The organism is Phenylobacterium sp. Root700 (assembly GCF_001429025.1).
Lineage (GTDB): Bacteria > Pseudomonadota > Alphaproteobacteria > Caulobacterales > Caulobacteraceae > Phenylobacterium.
On the sequence record NZ_LMHT01000007.1, the window covers coordinates 170,976 to 195,217 of the forward strand.

The following is a 24,242-nucleotide window of genomic DNA, read 5'->3' on the forward strand; positions in this document are numbered from 1 at the left end:
GCTGCGGCTCATTAGAAATATCGCCAGCACCGCTTGGGCTGCGAAGATCGCGACGAGGATGTTCGCGAAGGGCTGCTTGCGGGTCTTGTGGCGGAAAACCTGCTGGGCCAGCACGGCGCCCAGCCCGCCGCCGGCCGCGGCCAGGGTCAGCAGGGTGCGTTCGGGAATGCGTTCCACGCCGCGCCGGGCGCTGGACTTGTCCCAGCCCATGGCCGCGAACGCCGCCAGGTTGGCGATCAGCAGATAACCGAGCAGGGCGCTCACGCGGCCGGCCGCGCCTCGCGCCACATGGCCCACATTTCCGGGGCGTCGGGGCGGGCCCGCAGCACCTCGATCACCTCGAAGCCGTGGCGGCGATAGAGCGGCAGGTTGGCGGGGCTGGAGGATTCCAGATAGGCGGGCAGGCCCTTGGCGTCCACGCGGGCTAGGCCGTGGGCCAGCATTCGCGAACCGACGCCAAAGCCTTGAGCCTCCGGCGTCACGCCCAGGAACCAGAGATAGGCGTGGGGCGGGCTCTTGGGATGATGCTCGTCCATGATCGCGCGCATGGCCGACATGCGCGGCAGGCGCGAGAAGCCGGTGGCCTGGAGGATGACCGGCAGGGTGCGCAGTTCCTGCAGCAGCGGCGTGGGGCCCAGGCTCTCTGAGGGCAGCCAGACCGCCGCCGCCCCGCCGGTCGCTGGCCGGAACACCTCGCCGTCGGCCAGCGCCATGGCGACCAGCAGATGGAAGAGCTTCAGCCGGGCGGCGTCGTGGCGCGCGTCGGTGCGCAGGAACCAGTTGAAGACCGGATCGGTGGCGAATGCGGCGGAGAGATCACGCGCCACGGCGGCGGCGTCGGCCGGATCCGCGGCGACCGGTGCGTCCGCGCCTCTGCGCAGCGCGGTGATCTCTTCGTCGGTCACAGCTTCTCGCTGATCTTGATGGCGGCCTTGCAGCCTGCGCGGATCACCGCCGAGAGGATCGGATAGCCGGGCGCGTCGCGCGCGCCCTCCTCAACGGCATGGTCGCGGTGGGCTAGTTCCTCGTCGCGGAACTTCGAGAGCTCGGCGGCGAGTTCAGGGTCGCGGCCTTCCAACTCGGCGATCTGGCTGGCGTAGTGCTGCTCGATCACGTTCTCGACCGCCTCGGTGCAGGCGTGGGCGGCCTTTTCGCCCAGCAGGGCGGTGCCGGCGCCGAGCGTGAAGGCCGCGGCGCGCCAGAGCGGGGTCATGACCGTGGGACGGACCTGATGCTGGTTCAGCAGTTGGTCGAAGCGCGCCAGGTGGACGGCCTCATGACCCTCCATCTCTTCCAGTTGGCCGGCGATGCGCTCGTGGCCCTTGGCGGCGCCCAGCACCGCGCGCTGGCCGCGATAGATGTGCACGGCCCCGAGTTCGCCGGCGTGGTCGACCCGCAGGATCTCGGCCAGGCGAGCGCTGACGGCGCCGACGCCGGGGCGGGGCGGAATGGGTTTCTCGCTCATGACGCTCTCCGTTCATGGCGCACGGCCAGCAGGCTGAGGATGGTCAGCTTCAGCGACACCAGCGCGTTCCAGCCGGCCATGGAGACGCCCAGGAACACCCAGGCGGCCTTGTCGCAGGCCGGGGCCTTGATCTTGGCGCCCTGCAGCAGGTCGGCCATCTGGCCGGCGCTGACCGATCCCGCGCCGCCCGAGCAGGCGGTGGGGCCGGGCCACCACTTCCACTCCGCGCCGGCATGATAGACCGCCACGCCCACCCCGACCGCGAAGATCAGGGCCAGGACCGCGTCGAACGCCGCGCGCCAACGCTCGCCGCCGCGCAGGCGGACCACGAACATGCCGATCAACGCCACCCAGGCCGCGACCCAGTAGATTTCACGGGCCCGCAGGCACAGCGCGCAGGGAGCCAGACCGCCGAAGGTCTCGAACCCATGGGCGATGGCCAGCATCAGCAGCGACGACAGCAGCGCCCAGAGGCGCCAGCGTTGCAGGAACGGTCGGAGGAATGCGCTCATCGGTTCGGATAAGACCCTAAAAGCTGGGCGGCCCCAATAGGCTCTAGAGGAACTTCAACGCCACGACGCCGCCGACCAGCACCACCACGCCGATGGTGGTGTAGAGCGCCAGGCGCTTTTCGATCTCTTCGCGCACGGCCGGCCCGAAATACTTGATGAGGGTGGCGGCCAGGAAGAACCGCGCGCCGCGCGTGACCACGGAGGCCCAGATGAAGGTGAAGAAGGAGAAGTGCGCCAGTCCCGAGGCGATGGTCACCAGCTTGTAGGGGAGCGGCGTCAGGCCCTTGATCAGGATCACCCAGAGGCCCCAGTCGGCGAACCACTTCTCGAAGGCGGCCTGACCGTCGGCATGGCCCATCAGGGTCAGCAGCCACAGGCCGACTGGCCCGAGGTGGTAACCGATGAAGTAGCCGAACATGCCGCCCAGCACCGAAGCGGCCGTGCAGATGGTGGCGTAGACATAGGCCTTCTCCGGCCGGGCCAGCACCATCGGCGCCAGCATCACGTCGGGCGGGATCGGGAAGAACGAGCTTTCGGCGAACGAAACCGCGGCCAGGGCCGAGGGGGCGTGACGCGAGCCGGCCAAGCCCATGACCCAGTCGTAGGTTTTGCGAAGCATGACGATCCGAGAAGAAGGTTGACGAGTTAGCTAGCAGCGATGGGCGGCCTTGTCTCTCCCGCCGGCGCCTGGCCCGCATCATTCGGGCCAGGCGCGGGGTTGCGCTGGAGGGCCAGGTGAAGAACAACGCCGCGCGAAGCCAACAGGTGCGATTGCTCCCCCTATGACCATGCCAAACGACCCCGCCCAGACGTGGGCCATCGCCGTCCATGGCGGCGCTGGAACCATCGAGCGCGCTCAGCTGCGCCCCGAGCAGGAGGCGGCCTACCGCGCGGCCCTGACCCGTGTGGTGGAAACCGGCGCGGCGGTTCTGGAGCAGGGCGGCTCGGCGCTGGATGCGGTCGAGGCGGCCATTCACCTGCTGGAGGAGGACCCGCTGTTCAACTCCGGCCGTGGCGCGGTGTTCACCGCCGAGGGCCGTATCGAGCTGGACGCCTCGATCATGGATGGCGCGACCCTGGCCGCCGGGGCGGTGGCCGGCGTCACCCGCACGCGCAGCCCGCTCTCGCTGGCCCGCGCGGTGATGGAGCGCTCGCCCCACGTGATGATGGTGGGCGCGGGGGCCGACGCCTTCTCGGTCAGCCAGGGCCTGGAGCAGGTCGAGCCCAGCTACTTCGCCACCCAGCGCCGCTGGCGCAGCCTGGAGAACTTCCTCAAGGCCCACGATCTGCCGGTCCCCGCCAAGCCGGGCGGATTGGACCGGCCCGACCCGGCGAAGGGCTTGGCGCACGACGAAGGCAAGCACGGGACGGTCGGCGTCGTGGCCCTGGACACCGCCGGGAACGTGGCGGCCGGGACCTCCACCGGCGGAACAACCGGCAAACAATGGGGCCGGGTGGGCGACAGCCCGATCATCGGGGCGGGGACCTACGCCTCCAACGGGGCCTGCGCGGTCTCGGCGACCGGCAGCGGCGAGTATTTCATCCGCCTGACCGTGGCGCGCGACATCGCCGCCCTGGTGGAGTTGAAGGGCATGAGCCTGCAGGCCGCCGCCGACGAGGTGGTCCAGAACAAGCTCACCGCGCTGGGCGGCGACGGCGGGATCATCGCCGTGGCGCCCGACGGCCAGCTGGCCTGGAGCTTCAACACCAGCGGCATGTACCGGGGCCGCGCCTCGGCCGGCGGGCCGGTGAGCGTAGGCATCTACAAGGACGAGACGTAAGATCCGCGCCATGGCCCATATCGATCGACAAGCCGACCTGACCGAAGCCGCCGAGGAGGAACTGGAGCGCGCCTGCGCGCTGGGGCGCCGCGACATGGCCGCCTGCACGCCCTGGGGCGACACCTATGAGGGCTATACGCCGGCCGGGCGCGATGTCTGCTTCGAGCGCAACTATTTGTGGGTTGGCGATCTCGGTGGAGACATCTGCGTCGAGGTCGTGGTCTATTTCGCGGAGGCATATGAAAAGGGCGTGCGTCTGACACGCGTCATCCGCCGGGAGGACTGAATGAAGCTTGCATCGCTCAAGGGGGGCCGTGACGGTCGCCTTGTCGTGGTCTCCAACGACCTTGCCTGGTGTGCCGATGCGAGTTCGATAGCCCCGACACTACAGGCGGCGCTCGACGACTGGGCCACCGCCGAGCCCCTGCTGCGCGGTCTGGCCGAGAGCCTCGAGCATGGCGCCGTGCCGCGCGAACGTTTCCACGAGCACGACGCCGCCAGCCCGCTGCCGCGCGCCTATCAGTGGGCCGACGGCTCGGCCTACGTGAACCACGTGGCCCTGGTGCGAAAGGCGCGGGCCGCCGACATGCCCGAAAGCTTCTGGACCGACCCGTTGATGTATCAGGGCGGCTCCGACGGGTTCCTCGGGCCGCGTGATCCGATCCCGCTGGCCGACGAGGCCTGGGGTTGCGACCTGGAGGCCGAGGTGGCGGTGGTGACCGGCGACGTGCCGCAAGGCGCCAGCCGCGAACGGGCGCTGGAGGCTGTCCGCCTGGTGATGCTGTCCAACGACGTTTCGCTGCGAAACCTGATCCCTGGCGAGATCGCCAAAAGCTTCGGCTTCTTCCAGTCCAAGCCCGCCTCGTCCTTCTCGCCGGTGGCGGTGACGCCCGATGCGCTGGGCGCGGCCTGGAAGGACGGCAAGCTGCACGGCGCCATGGAGGTCGAGCTCAACGGTCAGCCGCTGGGCAAGGCTGACGCCGGCGTCGACATGACCTTCGACTTCGGAACCCTGATCGCCCACGCGGCCAAGACGCGGGCCCTGTCGGCGGGGTCGATCATCGGCTCGGGCACGGTGTCGAATCGCGGCGCGGACGGCGGTCCAGGAAAATCGATCCAGGATGGCGGGGCCGGCTATTCCTGCCTTGCCGAGTTGCGAACCGTGGAGACGCTCGCCCAAGGCGCGGCCAAGACGCCGTTCCTGAAGATCGGCGACAAGGTCCGCATTGAGATGCGCGACGGGCGCCGGCACTCCATCTTTGGAGCCATCGAACAGGTCGTCGCCACGCCATGACCAGGCCGTCCACGCTTTCAGAGATCGACGCCCCGGCGGGCGCCCTGCAGCTGGACGCCTATCTTCCCTATCGACTGTCGGTGGCCTCGAACGCGGTCAGCGGCTTGATCGCCCGGGCCTATGAAGACCGGTTCGGGCTTTCGATCCCGCAATGGCGGCTGATCTGCGTGCTGGCCGAGGATGGCGGCAAGACCCAGCAGGGCATTGTCGCGCGCACCGGCATGGACAAGGTGACGGTCAGCCGCGCGGCCCAGGGCTTGGCCAACCGGCGGCTGGTCGAGCGATCGGACCATCACGCCGATGGCCGCTCGCACCTGCTGAACCTGACGCGGGAGGGCGTGCGGCTGCATGTCGAGATCGCGCCCCTGGCCCTGGCCTACGAGGCGGCGTTGATCGCAGGCCTCGCGCCGGCCGAGGTGGCCTTGCTCAAGCGATTGCTGGGCCGGCTGCAGGCCGCGGCCGACGCCCTCTCGGGCAGCGGCGGTTCGCCGGGATAGGCCGCCAAACCACGTTGTCATCTTCCGGCTGACGGAGGATGACGAGCTAAGGCGCGGTCGTTCGACGTCGCTGGCTAGTGTGCCGTGGCCGACTTCAGGCCCCAGCGGTGCGAGCCTTCGCCGAACCGCAGGTGGAAGCCGTACGTCGCCCTGCGGGCCTCATCACGCCAGGCTTCCTCGAACGAGATGATCATCGCGTTCTGGAGGTCCTCGGGGATGTTCTTCACATCGACGCCGATGTCGCGGGCGACATTGGCGATCACGTCCCGGCGATGCGCCTCCCCGCCGAAGAACAGCAGGGTCTCGCGGATGCGTTCGACAAGGTTCTCCGTCGTCGGACGCTGGGCCGCTTTGCGGCGCGGTTGTCTAAGAGCTTGGTCCATTCTAGTCCCCACCCAATGATGAGACGCTAGGGCTTTCCAGTTTAGCGGGTGGTTAATTGGGATGCTTAATCTCAGCTTGAGGTTGAAGCTGCGCTAACCACCTCCGAGCGCCACCGCCGTGTGATAGACGATGAACGCCGCCGTATAGGCCAGCGTCACCATGTAGACGAACATCACCACCGGCCAGAACCAGCTGTTGGTCTCGCGTTTCACGACGCCCAGGGTCGGGGCGCACTGCGGGGCGAACACGTACCAGGCCAGGAACGACAGCCCGGTGGCCAGCGACCAGTGGCTGGCCAGCACCGAGCCCAGGGCGCCGACATTGTTCTCGGCGTCGCCCACCGCATAGACGGTGCCGAGCGCCGCCACCGCGACCTCGCGGGCCGCCATGCCGGGCACCAGGGCGATCGACATCTGCCAATTGAAGCCGATAGGGGCGAGCAGGGGCTGGATCGCGTGGCCGATCATGCCGGCGAAGCTGTAGTCGATGGCCGGCTGGGTCGCGCCCACCGGCGCATAGGGGAAGGTCGAGAGCACCCAGATCACGATCATCATCGGCAGGATGATCCGGCCGGCGCGATTGAGGAAGATCTTGGCGCGCTGCAGCAGGTTGCGCACCACGCTCATCGGCTCGGGCAGCTTGTAGGTCGGCAGCTCCATCAGGAACGGCTCGACCGTGCCGCGCCAGAAGATGCGACGGGTGACGAAGGAGACTGTCAGGGCGCTGAGGATGCCGGCGGCGTAGAGGCCGAACATCACCAGGCCTTGCAGGCTGGCGAAACCCCAGACCGTCTGGTTGGGAATGAAGGCCCCGATGATCAGGGTGTAGACCGGAATCCGCGCCGAACAGGTCATCAGCGGCGCCACCAGGATCGTGGTCAGCCGGTCTTGCTTGGAGTCGATCACCCGCGTCGACATGATGCCGGGAATGGCGCAGGCGAAGGATGACAGCAGCGGGATGAAGGCGCGGCCGTGCAGGCCGGCGCCGCCCATGATGCGGTCCATCAGGAAGGCGGCCCGGGCCATGTAGCCCAGGTCCTCCAGCAGGATGATGAAGAAGAACAGCACCAGGATCTGCGGCAGGAAGACCAGCACGCTGCCGACCCCAGCGATGATCCCGTCGGAGATCAGGCTTCTCAGCATGTCGTTGGAGACATAGGCGCCGACGAACTGGCCGAGCGCGCCGAAGACCGCCTCGATCCCGTCCATGGCCGGCGTGGCCCAGGTGAAGACCGCCTGGAACATGACGAACAGCAGGCTGAGCAGGATGGCGAGGCCGGCGATCGGGTGCAGCAACACCTTGTCGATCTTGCCAGTCCAGGTGTCGGGATGCTCCGGCGGGCGGACATAGGTGCGCACGATGCGCTGGGCCTCGGCGTGGGCCTTGCGGATTTCGGCGGCGTTCGGCTCACGCCAGGTGTTCTCGCCGGCCAGGGCGCCGGAGGCGGCCAAGGCGTCGACCTGGGCGACCAGGTCCTCGACGCCGCGCTTGCGGGTGGCGACCGTGGTGACGATCGGGGCGCCGATCTCACGGCTCAGGCCCTCAAGGTCGATCCGCAGGCCTTGGCGCTGGGCGATGTCGTACATGTTGAGCGCCAGCACCATCGGGCGCCCGACCTGCTTCAGCTCCATGGCCAGCCGCAGGACCAGCCGCAGGTTGGTGGCGTCGGCCACGCAGACCACCACGTCGGGCGGGGTTTCGCCTGCGAGGCGGCCCAGCACCGCGTCGCGGGTCACCGCCTCGTCGGGGCTGCGGGCGCGCAGCGAATAGGTGCCGGGCAGGTCGAGGATGTAGAGGTTCCGGCCGGCGGCCGAGGTGATCATGCCTTCCTTACGCTCGACGGTGACGCCGGCGTAGTTGGCGACCTTCTGGCGCGAGCCGGTCAGGGCGTTGAAGAGGGCGGTCTTGCCGGAGTTCGGGTTGCCGACCAGGGCGACCCGGGCCGACGTCAGGGTGTCGCTCACGATCTCGCTCCGTCCAGCAGGATGAAGACATCCTCGGCGTCGCGCCGGCGCAGGGCCACGCGCATGTCGTCCAGCCGCACGGCGATGGGATCGTGACGGATGGCGCCCTCGTGGATCACCTCGATCCGGGCGCCCTCGACGAAGCCGAACTCCAGCAGTCGGCGTTGCAGTTCGTGGACATCGACGCCGTGGGCGGTCGGCGAGCTTTCGGCGCGGACATCGACAATCGTGCCGACATCGCCCACCGAAGCGTCGCTCAGGCGTACGATGGCTCCCTCCACCAGGGCAGCCGCGGCTCCCGGCCGGGTCGAGATGTCGTTCATACGCAGGTCCTTAACGCGCACTATTTGCGAACGATTATCATTCGGAGTCGGCTGCGTCGAGGGGCGAGGACGCCGCGGAGGGCGTTCGTTCGAGCTTCAGCGTTTGCGAACGCGTCATGTCGGAGAGATTGCGGCGCGCGTTCTTCAAGGAACTGCAGCGCGTGCGGTGTGGTGCCCCCTCCCGGACTCGAACCGGGATGCCTCTCGGCGCGGCATTTTGAGTGCCGTGTGTCTACCAATTCCACCAAAGGGGCGTGAGCGACCATCTACGTCAGAGCTCGGCCGCGATCAACGGACCATCTGCATCAAGATGTATCCTTTGCGCTCAGCGCCGACGAACATCGGCGCTCTTGGGTTCGGCGGGCTGGGCGCCTCCGGTCAGGTCGGCCAGGATCGGGCAGTCGGGACGGTCGTCGCCGGCGCAGCAGTGCGACAGGTGGCGCAGGGTGTCGGCCATGGTCTGCATCTCGGCGATGCGGGCGTCGAGCTCGCCCAGGTGTTTCTGGGCGATGGCCTTCACCTCGCGGCTGGGGCGCTCGCGGTCGCGCCACAGCGAGAGCAGCTGGGTGATCTCCGGCATCGAGAAGCCCAGCGAGCGGGCGCGGCGGATGAAGCGCAGCTCGTTGATCTCGCGCTCGTCGAACTCGCGATAGTTGGACTCCGTCCGGCTGGCCGGGCGCACCAGTCCGATCTCGTCGTAGTAGCGGATCATCTTGGTGGAGACGCCCGAGGCCTTCGAGGCTTGGCCGATGTTCATGTCGTCCTCCTAGTGACGGGTTGCGACGGGCGGGCGGAAGGCCTTCAGCCGCAGGGCGTTGGTGAGCACGCTGACGCTGGAGAGCGCCATGGCGCCGGCTGCGAACATCGGCGACAACAGGATGCCGAAGGCCGGATAGAGCAGGCCCGCGGCCACCGGGATCAGCACGACATTGTAGCCGAACGCCCAGATCAGGTTCTGGCGGATGTTGTTCAAGACCGCGCGGCTCAGCGCCATGGCGGTGGCCACGGCCCGCAGGTCGCTGCGCATCAGCACGATGTCGGCGCTTTCGATGGCGACGTCGGTGCCCGCGCCCATGGCGATCCCGATGTCGGCCGAGGCCAGGGCCGGGGCGTCGTTCACCCCGTCGCCGACGAAGGCGATGGCGCCGTAGCGCTCGCGCAGGGCGCGGACCGCCTCGACCTTGCCGTCGGGCAGCACCTCGGCCACCACCTCGTCGAGGCCGAGCGAGGCGGCGACCGCGCGGGCGGTGGCGGCGTTGTCGCCGGTGATCATCACCACCTTCAGGCCCATGGCGTGCAGGGCGCCCAGGGCTTCCTGGGTGGTCGGCTTGATCGGGTCGGCGACGGCGATGATCGCCGCCAGCTTGCCGTCGACGGCGGCGTAGAGCGGGCTCTTGGCCTCGGCGCCCAGCCGCGCGGCGGTCTCCTGGAACACCGCGACGTCTAGGCCCAGCTGGCGCATGTAGCGATCAGCGCCGACCTGCACGCGGCGGCCGCCCACCAGCGCCTGCGCGCCGAAGCCCGGGACCGCCTCGAAGGCTTCGGGCGAGGCGATAGCGACGCCCCGGGTCTTGGCCGCTTCGACAATGGCCTCGGCGATCGGGTGTTCGGAGCGGGTCTCGACGGCGGCGACTAGGCCCAGCACCTCGGCCTCCTCGAAGCCCTCGGCGGTCTGCAGGTCGGTCAGGGCCGGGCGGCCAAGGGTTAGGGTGCCGGTCTTGTCGAAGGCCACGACCTTGACGTCGCGCAGGCCCTGCAAGGCCTCGCCCCGCCGGAACAGCACGCCCAGTTCGGCGGCCTTGCCGGTCCCGACCATGATCGAGGTCGGGGTGGCCAGGCCCATGGCGCAGGGGCAGGCGATGATCAGCACCGCCACGGCGTTGACCAGGGCGAAGGCGAGCGCCGGGCTCGGGCCCAGCAGCCACCAGGCGGCGAAGGTCAGCAGGGCGGCGGCGATCACGGCGGGCACGAACCAGCCGGTGACCTTGTCCACCAGCGCCTGGATCGGCAGCTTGGCCCCCTGGGCGGTTTCGACCATGCGGACGATCTGGGCCAGCATGGTCTCGGACCCGACCTTGGTGGCGCGGAACCGGAAGGCGCCGGTCTTGTTCACCGTGCCGCCGACCACGGCGGCGCCGGTGGTCTTCTCGACCGGGATCGGCTCGCCGGTGATCATGGATTCATCGACGAAGGAGGCGCCCTCCACGACCTCGCCGTCGACGGCGATGCGCTCGCCGGGACGGACCGCGACGACGTCGCCGGCCACCACCTCGGCGATGGGGATCTCACGTTCCTCGCCGTCCCGCACCACGCGGGCGGTCTTGGCCTGCAGGGTCATGAGCCGCTTGATGGCTTCGCTGGTCCGGCCCTTGGCTTGGGCCTCGAACAGCCGCCCCAACAGGATCAGGGTCACGATGACCGCGGCGGCTTCGTAATAGACGTGGTCGGCGCCGGCCGGCAGCAGTTGGGGGGCGAAGGTGGCGAGCGTCGAATAGGCGAAGGCCGCGCTCGTCCCCAGCACCACCAGCGAATTCATGTCCGGCGTGCGGCGGATCAGGTTGGGGACGCCCTTGCGGAAGAACCGCAGGCCGGGGCCAAACAGCACCACGGCCGCCAGCACGAAGCTCGCCAGCCGCCAGGGCTGCTCGCCGATGTTCATGGCCAGCCAGTGATGGACGCCAGGGATGAAGTGGCGGCCCATCTCGATCAGGAACAGCGGCAGGGTGCCGGCCGCCGCGACCATCGCCGCGCGTTTCAGGGAGGTGATCTCCGCCTGCCGGGCCTGCGCCTCGCGGTCGGCCAAGTCAGGCGTGGCTTCGCCCACGGTCTGCGCCTCGTATCCGGCCTTCTCGACGGCGGCGATCAGGGCGGGGAGCTCGGCGGCGCCGGCCAGGGCGCTGATATGGGCGCGTTCGGTGGCCAGATTGACGCTGGCGGTCAGGACGCCGGGCACGGCCTTCAGTGCGCGCTCGACGCGGCTGACGCAGCTGGCGCAGGTCATGCCGCCGATCTTGAGGTCGACTTCGCGGGCCAGGGGTTCGTAACCGGCCTTGCGGATCGCCTCGACCACCGCCCCGGTGTCGCCGCCCGCGCCGAACTCCACATGCGCCCGTTCGGCGGCGAGGTTGACCGAAGCCTTGGCGACGCCAGGCACGGCCGCGATGGCTTTCTCCACCCGGCCCACGCAGCTGGCGCAGGTCATGCCCAGCACGGGAATTTCCAGCGGTTTCAAGATGGTGTCGGACATTGGCAGGGCCTCCTGGAGAGTAACGCCCAGCCTAGATGGACCTTCCCATGATGGGAGGGTCAAGGGGTGTCGGATCCTTCTTGAGCGGCCTTGACCCTCCCATGGTGGGAAGCCCTATCTCACCTCGCGAGGCAGTCAGAAGAGGAGATCCCGATGCTTCGTTTCCAGGTCGAAGGCATGACGTGCGGCCACTGCGTGCAGTCCGTGACCAAGGCCGTACAGGCCGTCGACGCCAAGGCGCAGGTCCAGGTCGACCTCGCCGGCAAGAGCGTCAGCGTCGAAGGCAGCGACCAAAAGGACGCCATCGCCGCGGCGATCCGCGACGCCGGCTACGAGGTCGCAGCTTAAGACGTTCCTCTCCCTCGGGAGAGGCTAGGTGAGGGGGCCGCGTAGCGGTGCGTTTGCGTGAAGCGGCGTCGGGATCGGCGACGCCGTTCCCTTCACCCGATCTCTCCCTGGCGGGCAGAGGAGGACGTCGCCTAGTCCGGCTTCTGCCAGGCGGTTCCGGCGATGGCGCGGTCTTCGCCCAGTTTGAACAGCCGCTTCATGCTGGCGGCCTCGAAGTTCATGCTGCCGGCCTCGGCGTCCTGCGGGACCACGGCCATTTCGAAGTCCAGGTTGTTGCGTTCGGCGAAGGCCCGGTTGGCGGCGATATGGGTCCGCAGAGTGGTCTTCATCATGGTGTCGAAGCTGCGCCCCAGGATCGTGGGCGCCCGCCCCCGGGTGACGGAGAAGGACGGGTCGAGCTTGCCGTTGACGATGACGAAGATGCGGCCTCTCAGGGCCTGACCGTCCGGCGCCTCCCAGAAATACATCGCCTCCGGGATCGACACGAACGGCGCGGTGACGCCGCCGTCGACGTGCATCTCGTCGATCTGGCGATGGTCGACGCTTTTGGTCGGGATCATCACCGGAGGGAACACGCCCGGAATGGCGGCGGAGGCGACCAGCACCTCGCGGAACAGGTCCAGCGCCTCGGGGTTCTTGCGCGAGGCGATGGCCCCCATGTCCCAGATCACCGTCCGCTGGGTGTCCAGGTTGGTGGTGGCGATCAGCAACCTGCGGCCCTTGGCGTGCTCGGCGGCGATCTCGCGCAGCATCTCGGGGGTGCAGTAGGCCTCGACCAGCTCGCGCAGGGCGGCGGGATTGTAGATGCTGGAGGCGAACAACACGCCCAGGCCGCGCCCCTTCAGCACCGTACTGGCCTGGCCGCCGGCATAGGCCTCGGTGAGGTCGTCATCCCACTTCGAGCCGAGGAAGGCGAAGGGCGCGATCAGGGCGCCGGTGCTGACGCCGGTGACGATCTCGAAGATTGGCCGGGTCTTGGCCTTGGTCCAGCCGACCATCACGCCCGCGCCATAGGCGCCGTCGGCGCCGCCGCCCGATATGGCCAGGATGTCGACGCGCCGGTCGCCGTTGCGCTCCAGCTGGCGGCGCGCCCGGGCGGTGAAGGCGACGGCGGCGGTGGTGTCGTTGGCGTCGAACCGGATGTCGGAGGCGCTGCCCGGCGCCGCGCGCCTGGCGTCGGCGGCGGTGAAATCCTCACGCGAGAACGAGGCGCAACCGGCCAGTTGTGTCGCGGTCAATACGATGGCGGCGACGGCGCCAAGGAGCCGCGACATGTATTCACTCCGCGCAATGCGCTTTGAAAGCTGACCGGGAGGCGACAGCGATCTCTTGATGCGTTGGCCAGGTGAAGAGTTCAACCGATCAATTGGCCGGCCGAAAGGCGGTTTCTAGGCGATGGTCAGTCCATGACGTCGACCAGGGGCCTGGTCGACGTCTGGAGGCGACTAGGGCAGCAGGATCGCCTGGGCCACCATGCCAAGGCCGACGATGCTGATCAGCCAGGCCAGCGAACGCACGTGAGGCACGCCCCAGGCGTAGAGCGGCACATAGGCGACCCGCGCCCAGAAATAGATCTGTGCGCCGAGCGCCGTGGTCTCGTTCTCCTTGCCGGCCACGTGGGCGATCAGCACGGCGCCGAGGAACAGCGGCAAGGTCTCGAACAGGTTGTCCTGGGCGCGCTTGAGCCGTTCAGCGCGGGCGCTCAGCGGCGGCATCTCGCCGTCGCGGGGGCCGGTGTTCCACTTCAAACCGTACTGGCCGGTCCGAGCGATATCGAAGAGCAGGATCTGGGCGAACGCCAGGACCAGGGTCCAGGCCGCCATCATCAGTCCGATTGTCATCGCCGACTCCCTTGGTGATCAGGCGTCACTGTAGGCAGGCGCCGCAAGGGAAGTCACCATGTCCAGCGAACGCCGAGATTGCCCTCCAGGCTGCGGCGTTTGTGATCGCCCAGGCCATGGGTGTAGTCGGCCGCCGCGAACAGGCTGACCGAGGTCGAGACCCTGGCGGCCAGGCCGCCGCCGAACTCCAGCGAGGTGGCCTCCTGCTTGACTGAGATGGCGTCGCCGCCGGCGAAGACCAACTGGTCGTCGCCAGGCAGGGTGCGCCACAGGTTGAGCTTGGCGTAGGGCATGAGTTGGGTCTCGCCCGCCTCGAACTCGCCGTAGAGCCGCGCTCCGATCCGTAGGGTGGTCGAGTCGCTGTCCTGGTAACTGACGGTTGAGATCAGGTCGGCGGCGTCGTCGAACGACAGGTCCTGCCAGACCACCTGCGCCTGGGGCTCCAAGATCACGCGGCGGCCGAGGTATATCGGGTAGCCGCCTTCCAGCGAGGCGGTGACGCCAACCCCTTCGGTGTCGAAGCCGAGGCCGCGGGTGGAGCGCAGTTCGGCGTCGTACCAGGTCCCCATGACCACGCCGTCGAGATACCAGCGCGACGGCGCGACGTGGGTCCAATAAGCGCCCAGGCTCTTACCCTCGACCTTCTGTTTGCCCGCGTGCAGACCCTCCCAGCCGACCACGAAGCCGCTGATGTCGCCGCGGGCCTTGGCGTAGCCGACGAAGGCGCCCAGCCGGTTGACGTGGCCGCCGTCGGAGCGCGCGCCATAGAGGTCGAGTCCGGTCTGGAAGCCGTAGATCTCGCCGTTGAACTCCGGCCGGGCGTCGCCGGCCCAGCCCTCGCGGGTGCGTTGGCCGATCAGCCGGCCCCAGCCCGCCGACAGGACGCCGCCGCCCTCCAGGATGTCCTGTTCGCCCTGACGTTCGTGGAAGGTGTCCAGCATGGTCAGGCCAAGGTTCCGTGCGACGGCGGGCAGGGCGGCGTAGACCGGCGCCTCGATCCGGTAGAGCCGCACCGGCTCTGGCGCGGCGGCTCCGGCGGCGGGTGGTTCCGGCGACGCGGGTTCGGGAGAGGGGGGAATGACCGGCGTGGGCTGCGGCGTCGGGGGTGGCGGCGCGCCGGGCGTCGGCGGGGGAGGCGGTGGCGGGGCGGGAGGCGGCACGGCGGCCGGCGCGGGCGGCGCGCCGCCCGGCAGCAGCGTCGAGCGCAGATACCAGTTCTCCGCCGTTCCGGCGCTGACGCCGCCGCGGAACAGGAAATACTCGTAGGCGCCGGCCGAGACCGATCCGCCGAGTAGGCCAAAGGCGCTGGAGGCCGTGGTCGCGCCGTTGACGGTCTCGATCAGCAGGATGCCGTCGGCGGCGGTCAAGGCGCCGGCGCCGCCCAGATTGGTGACGCCGATCCCGGTGGAGCCGCTGGCCGCGCCGCCCGACAGGATCAGCCGATCGGACGCCGAACCGTCGCTTTCCAGCACGCTGCGCACCAGCAGCCGCCCGCCCTGGCCGATATAGTCGCCGACGATGGTGAGGCGGCCGGTGGCTCCAGCGCCGCCGGTGGTGAGGTCGATGGTCCCGGCGTTGGCGACCGAGGCGCGCTGGCCGGCGGCGAACGGCCGGATCTGGCGGCCGGTGGGACCGGCGAAGATGGCGCTGGCGCCGTCGATGGTCAGGGCGCCGGTCAGGGTGTCGGCCCCGCCCAGCGCCAGGTCGGCGTCCAGGGACAGGCGCGCGCCGTTGGTCGCCGCGATGGTCTCCCAGTTCTGGAACCGGGCCAGGCCCGACATCTCGGTGGTGTCGAACGCCAGCCGGTCGGCGCCCGCGCCGGCGTCGATCGCCGTGGTGGCGGCCAGCCCGCTGGTCGTCAGGTTGCGCAGCGTGGCGGTGTCAGCCCCGGCGCCCAGACTGATGGCCCCGGTCACCGTGCCGGCTCCGGTCCAGGTCAGGGTGTCGGCGCCCGTGCCCGAGACGATCCCGCCGCCGATCGCGCCGTTGCTGATGGTGAAGGTGTTGGCGCCGTTGCCGAAGTCGACCTGGCCGCCGATGGTTCCTCCCGTCAGCTCCAGAAGGTCGGCGCCCTGTTCGGCGTTGACCCGGCCGTCGATGCTCCCGCCCGACATCCGCATGATGTTGTTGGCGACCCGCAGGTCGACCGAGCCGATGCGACCGCCAGTCATGGTGAGCAGATCGCCGTCGTTGAAGGCGCCGACGATCCAGCCGCCGGAGATCGTCGCCGTATCGAGATTGCCGCCCTGGTCGAGGGATTGGATCTGTCCGGCGGTCATGACGAAGGCGTCGATCCCGTCGCCCTGTTCGATATGGCCGGTGATCGAGCCCGAATGAACCTCCAGCCGGTCGGCCCCGGTCCCGAAGGTGACGGGTCCGGACACCATCGCGTTTCCACCGGGGGCGAGGATGATGGTCGAGACCCCGGTCGTGTTGTTGTAGCCAGCGACCGTGCCGCCATTGAGGGTCAGGCGCTTCTGGCCGACCCCGCCGCGAAATCCGCCGGCGTAGGTTCCGTTGTTGATGGTGACGGTGTCGGCGCCGGCCAGCAGGTCCACCGCTCCGGCGACCGGGTCGGGCGCGGTCGCGGCGTCACACACCAAGGTGTCGTCACCGCCGGTGGCCACGGGCGCGCAGGCGGCCGACGCGGCCTGCGGCCATAGGGTCGCGAGCAGGATCGCCGTGGTCGAAAGCAGGGCGGCGGGGCGGATCGCACATCCGCGAGTGACCATGGACGTCATCATGCGCTCACTGAAAATCAACTATAGATGGAATTTTTGCGCCGCATTGGTGACCGAAATATTACCCAGGGGTGAGCTTGGCCGTGGGGGGATGGCCTGGGGGACGGGCGGCCTTTAAGGGCTGCGGCTCTAGGAGAGCCTGTTGCCTGCCGAACCCCCAGCCCACGCCGTCCTGCAACGCAACGGTCTGGGAATCATCCTGCGCGTCGCGGCCATGGCCTGCATGGCCGGCCTCGCCGCCCTGGTGAAGGCCTGCGCCGAGCGCGGGGCGCCAGTGTTGGAGATCATCTTCTTCCGCAACGTCTTCGCCTTCGTGCCGGTGCTGTTCTACATCTGGCGCACGACGAGCTTCTCGGTCCTGAAAACCACCCGGCCGGGCGGCCATGCGACGCGCGCGAGCGTTGGCCTGGTCGGCATGGTCTGCGGCTTCACGGCGGTCTCGATGCTGCCGCTGACCGAGTCCACGGCGCTGTCCTTCGCCGCGCCGCTGTTCATGACCGCGCTCTCGGGCCCGATCCTCAAGGAGCGGGTGGGCCTCCATCGCTGGGGGGCGGTGATCGTCGGCTTTATCGGCGTGCTGATCATGATCCGGCCCGATCCCACCCACATGGCGACGCTGGGCACGGTCTTTGGCCTGGCCGGCGCGCTAGGGGCGGCCGGCGCGATGATCGCCATCCGCGAGATCGGCCGCACCGAGCCTGGCCCGACCATCGTCTTCTACTTCACCCTGGCGGGCATGCTGCTTGGCCTCGCCAGCCTGCCGTTCGGCGGTTGGGTGATCCCTGACGTCACCACGCTGGTGATGCTGGTCTGCACCGGTCTGGTCGGCGGAACCGGCCAGCTGCTCCTGACCGAGGCCCTGCGCCGCGCGCAGGTCGCGGTGGTCGCGCCGTTCGACTACACCCAGCTCATCTGGGCCTGCATCCTGGGCTATGTGTTCTGGGATGAGCTTCCGCGCGCCGCGACCCTGACCGGCGCCGTCGTGGTGGCCGCCAGCGGGGTCTACATCCTGCTGCGGGAAACGCGCCGCTTCCGGGTGGGCGGCCGGGGCGCCTGAAGCCTGGCCGTTGACGCAGGTTGTGATTGCGTAAAAGCGCATCTGAGGTTTCACAATACCGGTGTCGCGCCTTAGGGTCGCGAGCGCATCTGATCGGGGCGGAAGGCGACAGCTTGAACGACGAGGCCTTCACCTCGACCCAGCACGCGCCGGGACTTCGCGCCCGGCTGGTGGTCCTGGTGCTGGCCGTGCTGATCCCGGCGGTGATGACCGCGGGCCTGCTGATGTGGACGGTCTACCGCCAGCAGCGCCAGTCCGTCGAACGCCAGATGACCGAGACCGCGCGCGCCCTGTCGTTGGTGGTCGACCGCGAGATCGGACAGAAGGAGGTGCTGCTCGAGGCCCTCGCCAGCTCGCCCTATCTGCTGACCAACGACTGGGCGGCCTTCGACGCCCAGGCTCGGCAGGCGACCCGCCGCGGCGACACCTGGGTGGTGGTCTTCGACGCCGACGGATTGCAGAGGGTGAACACGCGTCTGCCGCTGGGCGCGCCCCTGCCCAAGGGCGCCGGGCGCGCGCCCGGCCTCACCTGGTCGCAGACCGACAACGGGCGGATGCAGGTCTCGAATGTTTTCCACGGCTCCGTGGCCAAGGAATACATCGTCTCGTTCAACGTGCCGGTGGAGCGGCCGAACGCGCGGCCGTTGATCCTGGCGGCTGGGGCGACGGCGTCGTCCTTCGGTCAGGTCTGGATGGATCAGCATTTTCCGCAGAGCTGGACCGGAACGATCGCCGACGCCCGCAACGTCGTCGTGTCGCGCAGCCGCAACGACGATGGGATGGTCGGCCGGTCAGCTTCGCCGGTCATGGCCGAGCACATCAGACGCCAGCTGTCCGGCGTCGCGGAGACCACGACATTGGACGGCGTTCCCAGCGTCACCGCGTGGAGCCGCTCGCCGGACTATGGCTGGGCCTTCATCGTGGCGGCGCCGCGCTCGGAGATCGCCGGCCAGGCGCGCCAGTCGTTGTTCTGGGGCGTGGCGCTGGGCGCCGCCTTCCTGGGGCTGGGCGCGATCTTGGCGATCTATGCGGCGAGAAGCTTCGCAAAGCCCGTCGAACGCCTGGCCGCCGCCGCCCTGGCCTGGACGGAGAAGCGACCGCCGGCGCCGTTCCCGACGGGCACCCGTGAGATCGACGCCCTGGCCGCCGCCCTCAGCGAAGCCGGGACCAAGGTGGCCGATCAGCGGGCCGAGCTGCTCAATCTCAACGCCTCGCTGGAGGTCAGGGTCGCCGAGCGGACCCGCGAACTGGCCGAGGCGACGGAGAACCTCGCCCAGGCCCAGAAGATGGAGGCCATCGGCCGGCTGACCGGCGGCGTCGCCCACGATTTCAACAATCTGCTGATGGCGGTGCTGGGCAATCTGGACCTGCTGTCGCGCCGGCTCACCGAGCCCCGGCACCTGCGCTATGTCGATCAGGCGCGCGCCGCCGGAGAGCGGGGCGCCAAGCTCACGGGGCAGCTGCTGGCCTTCTCCCGTCGCCAGCGGCTGGAGGTGAAGGCGATGGACATTGGCGAGGCCGTGGGCGCGGCGGCGGCCTTGCTGAGGTCCACCGTCGGGGCGGCCCATCGGCTGGAGGTCGAGGTGGCCCCCGATCTGTGGCCGGCGTTCGGCGATGCGACCCAGGTCGAGCTGATGGTCGTGAACCTGGCCCTCAACGCCCGTGACGCGATGGGCGCCGGCGGGGTGGTCGCCATCGCCGCCAGCAATGTCACCATTGCCGACCGGGCGCCGCGCGGCGAGGCGCCGTCGGTCGGCGACTATGTGATGATCGCGGTCTCCGACACCGGCGAGGGTATGACGCCGGAGGTCGTGGCGCGGGTCTTCGAGCCGTTCTTCACCACCAAGCCGGTGGGCAAGGGATCGGGTTTGGGCCTGCCGCAGGTGCTGGGCCTGGCCAAGCAACTGGGCGGCGGGGTGGAGATCGACACCGCCCCAGGCCAAGGCTCGACCGTGCGGGTCTATCTGCCGCGCGCCGAGGCCCTGGGCGGGCTGGAGAGCGCCGGCGAGATCGCGCCGGACGCGGCGATCTTGAAGGGGGTGAGGGTGCTGCTGGTCGACGACGACGTCCGCGTCCGGTCGGTGACCGCACAGATGCTGCAGGACCTGGGCTGCCGGGTCAGCCTGGCGGAGAGCGGCGAGCAGGCGTTGGAGCGGATGCGCGAGGATTCCGACCTCCGGGCGGCGCTGGTGGATTTCGCCATGCCGGGCCTGAGCGGCGGCGAGACCGCCGTTGGGCTGCGCTGGGAGCGGCCGGACTTTCCCGTGGTGATCATGACCGGCTACGCCGACCTCGAAGAACTGGCCGAGACCTGGTCCGGCCCGGTGATGCACAAGCCGTTTTCGATGCTGGACCTCGCACGCCAAATGGCTCGGGTGATCTCGGAATAGCGCTCCAAAAACAGCGCCTTGGCTGCCCATTTCGCAGAAAAGCTCGCGTTGACAGACCATCGTTACGGGAGGATTCTCAGCGTCAGTAGGTCGGACGTGCGCCGCGCCTTTCGCCGGCTGGCGCGCTCGCCTGAAGGGCAGGAGGCCCAGCCATGTTCAAGCTGCTGACGGCCGCGAGCATAGCGGCCCTGAGCTGGGCGGCGGCGGACGTCGCCCATGGCGCGGTGACGGTGATCGGCGGCGGGCTGGCCCAGGCCTGTTCGGAGGCCGCCCTGGGCGGCCAGGACGATCCGCGGTTCCAGGAAATCTGCACCGTGGCGCTGGACACCGAATTCATGCTGCCGCGTGATCGCGCCGGCACCTACGTCAATCGCGGGGTCCTGAAGCTGCGGCGGACCTCCTATTCGGAGGCCACTCGCGACTTCAACGAGGCGGTCCGGCTGCAGCCCGAAATGGGCGAGGCCTATGTGAACCGCGGCGCGGCCTCCATCGGCCAGAAGCGCTACGCCGACAGCCTGTCCGACATCAACAAGGCGCTGGCCTTGGGGGTGAGCGAACCGGAAAAGGCCTATTTCAACCGGGCGCTGGCCTATGAGGGCCTGGATGACGCCAAGTCCGCCTATTTCGACTATCAGAAAGCCCTCGAGATCGCGCCCGAGTGGCCCGCGCCGCGCGAGCAACTCACCCGCTTCTCGGTTTCGCGCCGATAGGGAGCTTTTGGCCCAGGTTGGGCGTTTTATGGACATGCGCCCGCTCCTCCTTTCCCTGGCTTTGCTGACGGTCTCCGCCGCGCCGGCGTTGGCCCAGGTCGACCACCAGTCGGCGATGCGCGACCTCGACGTGCTGAACCAGCAGCAGATGCAGTTGCAGCGGTCGGTCGCGCTGGAGAACCAGCTGAGCACCCTGGAAGCCAAGGTGCAGACCGAGCAGCGGCTGCGCGACATCGACGCCATTCGCACGCGGCCCAGCCTGACCTTGCCCAGCGGCCCCCGCGCCGTCGGGACGACGAATGCCGACGGCTATGTCTCGATCCCTGACGACATGTTGGCGGCGTCCAACGCTCGGGTTCGCGCGGCGTCACAAAACAGGCGCTGACAGTTGCGCCATTAGGTCGCATCCTGGGAGCGGATCTGCGCGTTGAGCGTGCGGCGCCTCAGGAGGGACTGGCATGCGTTGGCAGGGCGGCCGCAAGGGCGGCAACATCGAAGACCGGCGGGGCGTTAGCGCCGCGGGCGTCGGAGGCATCGGGGTCGGCGGCGTGGTCCTGGCCCTGATCGGCTATTTCGTCTTCGGCATCGATCCCTCGACCACCATGTCGGTCGTGCAGGGCGCAGGCGGCCAGCAGACCCAGCAACAGGCCGGCGTGCGCGGCTCGACCACCGACGAGGGGGGGCAGTTCGTCGACGTCATCGAACAGTCGACCACCGACGTCTGGACCCCGATCTTCGCCAAGGCCGGCCAGCAGTATCGGCGGCCCGCCTCGGTGGTGATCTACGACCAGGCGACCGGCACCGGCTGCGGCATGGGGCAATCGGCCATGGGGCCGTTCTATTGCCCCGCCGACCAGAAGATCTATCTCGACCTGGCCTTCTGGCGCGAGTTGGAGACCCGCTTCGGCGCCAAGGGCGAAGCTGCGCGGGCCTATGTCATCGCCCACGAGGTCGGCCATCACATCCAGCACCTGACCGGCCAGACCAACCAGGTCGAGCGCGGTTCGCGCGGGGCCGACAGTTCGGCCGTGCGGCTGGAACTCCAGGCCGACTGCTACGCCGGCGTCTGGGTCGCCCATGCGCCAGCCGTGTCCGATGGCCAGGTCTCGCTCGATCCAGCCGATATCGAGGACGGCATCCGCGCCGCCGCGGCGGTCGGCGACGACGCGATCCAGAAGCAGTCCCAGGGCCGGGTCATGCCCGACGCCTTCACCCACGGCTCCAGCGAGCAGCGGATGCGCTGGTTCCGCACCGGCGTGCAGACCGGCGATCCGGGCGCCTGCGACACCTTCAAGGCAGGAAGGCTCTAGGCCGCGGGAACCGGCTCCAGTCCCAGGCACACCGCCACGCAACGCCGCGCCAGGGCCTCGCCGGCGTCGATGAAGGGCAGGCGGGTGTCGCCGGAGCTCATGACCAGCGGAACCTCGGTGCAGCCGGCGATGATCGCCTCGGCGCCGGCCGCGGCCAGATCGACGGTCAGGGCGGCCATTTCGGCGCGGACCGCGGGGCCGACGTCGCCGCTCTTGATACGCTGGATCAGGTCCATGAACACCTCCTGGCGCTCGGGCTCCAACGTGATCAGGCCCATGCCTTGGGCGGCGAGATACTCGCGATAGAGCTTCAGCGCCGGCCGGGTGCCCAGCACCCCGGCCCGGTGCGCGCCGGTGTCGCGGGCCGCGGCCGAGGCGGTGGCGATCATGTCAATCAACGGCAGGCCGGACGAGCGGCTGATCAGGTCGGCATGGGCGTGGGCGGTGTTGCAGGCGATGGCCAGCACCTCGGCCCCGGCGCCTTGCAGCGCGCCGGCCATCTCGGCCAACACCGGGCCGGGTTTGGCCAGCGGGTCGGTCCGGTCGGGCACCTGCGGATTGATGTCGACGATGGTGCGGATGTGGTCGCGGTCGCGCTCGGCCGGGGTGAGGGCCTGGAGCTTGACCAGGAAGTCGACGGTGGCGGCCGGTCCCATGCCGCCGAGAACGCCCAGGACGAGGCTCATCGCAGGGATCCTTCCATCTCGCCGTGATAGCCGAACAGGCCCTGCGCGCCGCCGGTGTGCAGGAAGACCACGGTCTCGTTCTTGAAGGCGCCCTCGCGGCCGAGCGCGATCAGGCCCTTCACGGCCTTGCCGGTATAGACCGGATCGAACAACAGACCCTCGGTGCGGGCGGCCAGTTTCAGGGCGTCGATCACGCCCTCGTCGATCAGGCCGTAGCCCGCGCCGACATAATCACAGTTGGCGAGCGTCATCTCGCGGGTGACGCGGTCTTCGTGACCCAGCAGGGCGGCGGTTTCGAGGGCCAACTTGTGGACGTTGGCTTCTTGGGTTTCCTTTGGCGCGCGCACGCCGATGCCCAGGACCGGGATGTTCGCGCCGATCAACGCCAGGCCCGCGACCAGGCCGGCATGGGTTCCGGCGCTGCCGGTGGCGGTGACGATGCGGTCGATGACCAGGCCCTGTTCGTCGGCCTGACGGACCAGTTCGATGGCGCAGTCCACATAGCCCAGAGCGCCGATGGCGTTGGAGCCGCCGCCGGGGATCACATAGGGCTTGCCGCCGCGGGCGCGGACCTCCTCGGCGGTCTTGGCGAGTTCGGCGTTCATGTCGGTTCCGCCGGGGACATTGCGGATCGAGGCGCCCAGCAGCCGGTCGAGCAGCACATTGCCTGAGCCGTTGTAGTCGACGGCCTTGGAGCCGGTCCGCTCCTCCAGGATGATCTCGCAGGCCATGCCGTGGCGGGCGGCCGCGGCGGCGGTCTGGCGCACATGGTTCGATTGAACTGCGCCCTGGGTCACCAGGGTGTCGGCGCCCTTAGCCAGGGCGTCGCCGAGCAGGAACTCCAGCTTGCGGGTCTTGTTGCCGCCGCCGGCCAGGCCGGTGCAGTCGTCGCGCTTGATGAACAGGCGGGGGACGCCGATCTCGGCGCCCAGGCGCGGGGCGGCTTCTAGCGGGGTCGGAAGGTGCGCGAACCGGGCGCGCGGAAATCTGGCGAGGTGCATACGAGAGGACTCCTTGGCCGCCTGACTAACATGCGGCCAAGGTCTGTCGCGAGCCCCAGGCTGTGGTCTAGGGCTTCACTTTCGGGGGCAGGGCGGCGATCTGCTCGGGGGTCAGCTTGGTGATGTCCTTGATGATGCAGGGCGACAGTCCGCCCGGCCCCATCTTGATCTTCAGGTCCAGGTCGAGGGGCCGGCAGATGATGTCGGTCCCACCGACGGTCTTCATGACCAGGGGATCGCTGGAGTTCGCCCCGGCCAGGCAGTTGCCCGACATGCCCAGGCGATAGACGTCCTTGGACCGGACGCTGAGATAGAGCGTCTGGTTGTCGCCCTTGGTGTGGTTCTTGATCTGGCTCATGCGGAAGCACTGCGAACTGGCGGCGGGCTTGGTCTGGTCGGCGGCGAGGGCGCTGGAGGCGCCGGCGGCCAGGGTGAGGGCGGACGCGATAATGAGCAGGCGTTTCATCAGACGGTTCTCCTGAGATTTTCGAGTATCGCCGAAATTGGGGCTGCATGGCGGCGCTTTTCATCTGGTTCATTCCCGCCTAAGAGTCGCGCTTGTCCTCGGGGGGCCGCGCATAGGCGGCTGAGAGGCGGGCGAGCCCGCGACCCGTAGAACCTGATCCGGGTCATGCCGGCGAAGGGAAGGCGTTTCGGGTGCGGTTCTGCGCCCGGATTCCCGTTCGCCGGC

Annotated in this window: 26 protein-coding genes, 1 tRNA gene and 1 riboswitch; of the genes, 10 read left to right on the plus strand and 17 right to left on the minus strand. The window is 69.1% G+C overall.

Annotated elements, in window-relative coordinates; translation table 11 throughout:
* The 5 genes from ASE02_RS03150 to ASE02_RS03170 all read right to left on the minus strand — a co-directional run.
* Nucleotides 1-264, minus strand: a 264-nt coding sequence (locus ASE02_RS03150; protein WP_235536588.1) for a DUF1294 domain-containing protein, incomplete at its 3' end; no start/stop codon positions are given.
* Nucleotides 261-905: an N-acetyltransferase gene (locus tag ASE02_RS03155; RefSeq protein WP_056731060.1), complete on the minus strand. Its 645-nt coding sequence runs from the start codon at nucleotides 903-905 to the stop codon at nucleotides 261-263. The genes ASE02_RS03150 and ASE02_RS03155, both read right to left, overlap by 4 nt.
* The gene (locus ASE02_RS03160; protein ID WP_056731061.1) at nucleotides 902-1,465 is read right to left on the minus strand and encodes a demethoxyubiquinone hydroxylase family protein; all 564 of its coding nucleotides are present in this window, start codon (nucleotides 1,463-1,465) and stop codon (nucleotides 902-904) included. Before ASE02_RS03160 ends, ASE02_RS03155 begins: the two co-directional genes overlap by 4 nt.
* Nucleotides 1,462-1,977, minus strand: a complete 516-nt coding sequence (locus ASE02_RS03165) for a disulfide bond formation protein B (RefSeq protein WP_056731063.1) — start codon at nucleotides 1,975-1,977, stop codon at nucleotides 1,462-1,464. Before ASE02_RS03165 ends, ASE02_RS03160 begins: the two co-directional genes overlap by 4 nt.
* Nucleotides 1,978-2,020: 43 nt before the next feature.
* Entirely contained in the window at nucleotides 2,021-2,596 is a 576-nt protein-coding gene (locus tag ASE02_RS03170; protein ID WP_056731065.1) for a YqaA family protein, read from the minus strand.
* Between the two features lie 163 nt (nucleotides 2,597-2,759).
* On the opposite strand from ASE02_RS03170, the gene ASE02_RS03175 reads away from it, so the two are divergent.
* The 4 genes from ASE02_RS03175 to ASE02_RS03190 are packed head-to-tail and all read left to right on the plus strand — an operon-like array spanning nucleotide 2,760 to nucleotide 5,549.
* Nucleotides 2,760-3,758, plus strand: coding sequence for an isoaspartyl peptidase/L-asparaginase family protein (locus ASE02_RS03175; protein ID WP_056731067.1), 999 nt, complete (start codon nucleotides 2,760-2,762; stop codon nucleotides 3,756-3,758).
* A gap of 10 nt (nucleotides 3,759-3,768) precedes the next feature.
* On the plus strand, nucleotides 3,769-4,044 hold the full coding sequence (locus ASE02_RS03180) for a hypothetical protein (RefSeq protein WP_056731069.1): 276 nt from the start codon (nucleotides 3,769-3,771) through the stop codon (nucleotides 4,042-4,044).
* Nucleotides 4,045-5,052: a fumarylacetoacetate hydrolase family protein gene (locus tag ASE02_RS03185; RefSeq protein WP_056731072.1), complete on the plus strand. Its 1,008-nt coding sequence runs from the start codon at nucleotides 4,045-4,047 to the stop codon at nucleotides 5,050-5,052.
* Nucleotides 5,049-5,549: a MarR family winged helix-turn-helix transcriptional regulator gene (locus ASE02_RS03190; RefSeq protein ID WP_056731074.1), complete on the plus strand. Its 501-nt coding sequence runs from the start codon at nucleotides 5,049-5,051 to the stop codon at nucleotides 5,547-5,549. Before ASE02_RS03185 ends, ASE02_RS03190 begins: the two co-directional genes overlap by 4 nt.
* A gap of 74 nt (nucleotides 5,550-5,623) precedes the next feature.
* On the opposite strand, the gene ASE02_RS03195 is transcribed toward ASE02_RS03190, so the two are convergent.
* From ASE02_RS03195 to ASE02_RS03220, 6 genes are all read right to left on the minus strand, one after another.
* A complete protein-coding gene (locus tag ASE02_RS03195; protein ID WP_056731075.1) occupies nucleotides 5,624-5,932 on the minus strand; it encodes a hypothetical protein in 309 nt (102 codons plus the stop codon).
* 93 nt (nucleotides 5,933-6,025) lie between these two features.
* Entirely contained in the window at nucleotides 6,026-7,900 is a 1,875-nt protein-coding gene (locus ASE02_RS03200) for a ferrous iron transporter B (RefSeq protein ID WP_369818515.1), read from the minus strand.
* Nucleotides 7,894-8,220, minus strand: a complete 327-nt coding sequence (locus ASE02_RS03205) for a FeoA family protein (RefSeq protein WP_056731079.1) — start codon at nucleotides 8,218-8,220, stop codon at nucleotides 7,894-7,896. Before ASE02_RS03205 ends, ASE02_RS03200 begins: the two co-directional genes overlap by 7 nt.
* A 169-nt stretch (nucleotides 8,221-8,389) precedes the next feature.
* Nucleotides 8,390-8,474: transfer RNA gene (locus ASE02_RS03210), tRNA-Leu, on the minus strand.
* Between the two features lie 71 nt (nucleotides 8,475-8,545).
* Nucleotides 8,546-8,977 carry a Cu(I)-responsive transcriptional regulator gene (gene cueR / locus ASE02_RS03215; RefSeq protein WP_056731081.1) on the minus strand — a complete coding sequence of 144 codons (432 nt, stop codon included), beginning with the start codon at nucleotides 8,975-8,977 and terminating at the stop codon, nucleotides 8,546-8,548.
* 9 nt (nucleotides 8,978-8,986) lie between these two features.
* Complete coding sequence (locus ASE02_RS03220; RefSeq protein WP_056731083.1) at nucleotides 8,987-11,467, minus strand: heavy metal translocating P-type ATPase; 2,481 nt, start codon at nucleotides 11,465-11,467, stop codon at nucleotides 8,987-8,989.
* Nucleotides 11,468-11,620: 153 nt separating this feature from the next.
* On the opposite strand from ASE02_RS03220, the gene ASE02_RS03225 reads away from it, so the two are divergent.
* Nucleotides 11,621-11,815 carry a heavy-metal-associated domain-containing protein gene (locus tag ASE02_RS03225; protein WP_056731085.1) on the plus strand — a complete coding sequence of 65 codons (195 nt, stop codon included), beginning with the start codon at nucleotides 11,621-11,623 and terminating at the stop codon, nucleotides 11,813-11,815.
* A 131-nt stretch (nucleotides 11,816-11,946) separates the two neighbouring features.
* On the opposite strand, the gene ASE02_RS03230 is transcribed toward ASE02_RS03225, so the two are convergent.
* The 3 genes from ASE02_RS03230 to ASE02_RS23140 all read right to left on the minus strand — a co-directional run bounded on the left by ASE02_RS03230 (nucleotide 11,947) and on the right by ASE02_RS23140 (nucleotide 16,397).
* The gene (locus ASE02_RS03230) at nucleotides 11,947-13,089 is read right to left on the minus strand and encodes a patatin-like phospholipase family protein (protein WP_056731086.1); all 1,143 of its coding nucleotides are present in this window, start codon (nucleotides 13,087-13,089) and stop codon (nucleotides 11,947-11,949) included.
* Nucleotides 13,090-13,260: 171 nt separating this feature from the next.
* Entirely contained in the window at nucleotides 13,261-13,656 is a 396-nt protein-coding gene (locus tag ASE02_RS03235) for an MAPEG family protein (protein ID WP_056731088.1), read from the minus strand.
* 53 nt (nucleotides 13,657-13,709) lie between these two features.
* A complete protein-coding gene (locus ASE02_RS23140; RefSeq protein WP_200957597.1) occupies nucleotides 13,710-16,397 on the minus strand; it encodes an autotransporter outer membrane beta-barrel domain-containing protein in 2,688 nt (895 codons plus the stop codon).
* 142 nt (nucleotides 16,398-16,539) lie between these two features.
* Here ASE02_RS23140 and ASE02_RS03245 point away from each other — a divergent pair, with 142 nt between their 5' ends.
* The 5 genes from ASE02_RS03245 (at nucleotide 16,540) to ASE02_RS03265 (ending at nucleotide 21,864) form a co-directional block, all read left to right on the plus strand.
* Entirely contained in the window at nucleotides 16,540-17,454 is a 915-nt protein-coding gene (locus tag ASE02_RS03245; RefSeq protein ID WP_200957598.1) for a DMT family transporter, read from the plus strand.
* 113 nt (nucleotides 17,455-17,567) lie between these two features.
* Complete coding sequence (locus ASE02_RS03250; RefSeq protein WP_056731094.1) at nucleotides 17,568-19,844, plus strand: ATP-binding protein; 2,277 nt, start codon at nucleotides 17,568-17,570, stop codon at nucleotides 19,842-19,844.
* 152 nt (nucleotides 19,845-19,996) lie between these two features.
* A complete protein-coding gene (locus tag ASE02_RS03255; protein ID WP_056731097.1) occupies nucleotides 19,997-20,554 on the plus strand; it encodes a tetratricopeptide repeat protein in 558 nt (185 codons plus the stop codon).
* A 34-nt stretch (nucleotides 20,555-20,588) separates the two neighbouring features.
* Entirely contained in the window at nucleotides 20,589-20,939 is a 351-nt protein-coding gene (locus tag ASE02_RS03260; protein ID WP_156405889.1) for a hypothetical protein, read from the plus strand.
* Nucleotides 20,940-21,012: 73 nt separating this feature from the next.
* Nucleotides 21,013-21,864 (plus strand): neutral zinc metallopeptidase, encoded by an 852-nt coding sequence (locus tag ASE02_RS03265; protein ID WP_056731101.1) that lies wholly within the window; start codon nucleotides 21,013-21,015, stop codon nucleotides 21,862-21,864.
* Here the strand turns inward: ASE02_RS03265 and ASE02_RS03270 are convergent.
* From ASE02_RS03270 to ASE02_RS03280, 3 genes are all read right to left on the minus strand, one after another.
* The gene (locus tag ASE02_RS03270; RefSeq protein ID WP_056731103.1) at nucleotides 21,861-22,550 is read right to left on the minus strand and encodes an aspartate/glutamate racemase family protein; all 690 of its coding nucleotides are present in this window, start codon (nucleotides 22,548-22,550) and stop codon (nucleotides 21,861-21,863) included. The two genes, ASE02_RS03265 and ASE02_RS03270, sit on opposite strands and share 4 nt — an antisense overlap.
* On the minus strand, nucleotides 22,547-23,551 hold the full coding sequence (locus tag ASE02_RS03275; RefSeq protein WP_056731104.1) for a D-cysteine desulfhydrase: 1,005 nt from the start codon (nucleotides 23,549-23,551) through the stop codon (nucleotides 22,547-22,549). The genes ASE02_RS03270 and ASE02_RS03275 overlap by 4 nt, the downstream gene beginning before the upstream one ends.
* Nucleotides 23,552-23,618: 67 nt before the next feature.
* The gene (locus ASE02_RS03280) at nucleotides 23,619-24,017 is read right to left on the minus strand and encodes a DUF6491 family protein (protein WP_056731107.1); all 399 of its coding nucleotides are present in this window, start codon (nucleotides 24,015-24,017) and stop codon (nucleotides 23,619-23,621) included.
* Nucleotides 24,018-24,106: 89 nt separating this feature from the next.
* A riboswitch (TPP riboswitch) is annotated at nucleotides 24,107-24,214 on the plus strand.
* Nucleotides 24,215-24,242 lie beyond the last annotated feature (28 nt).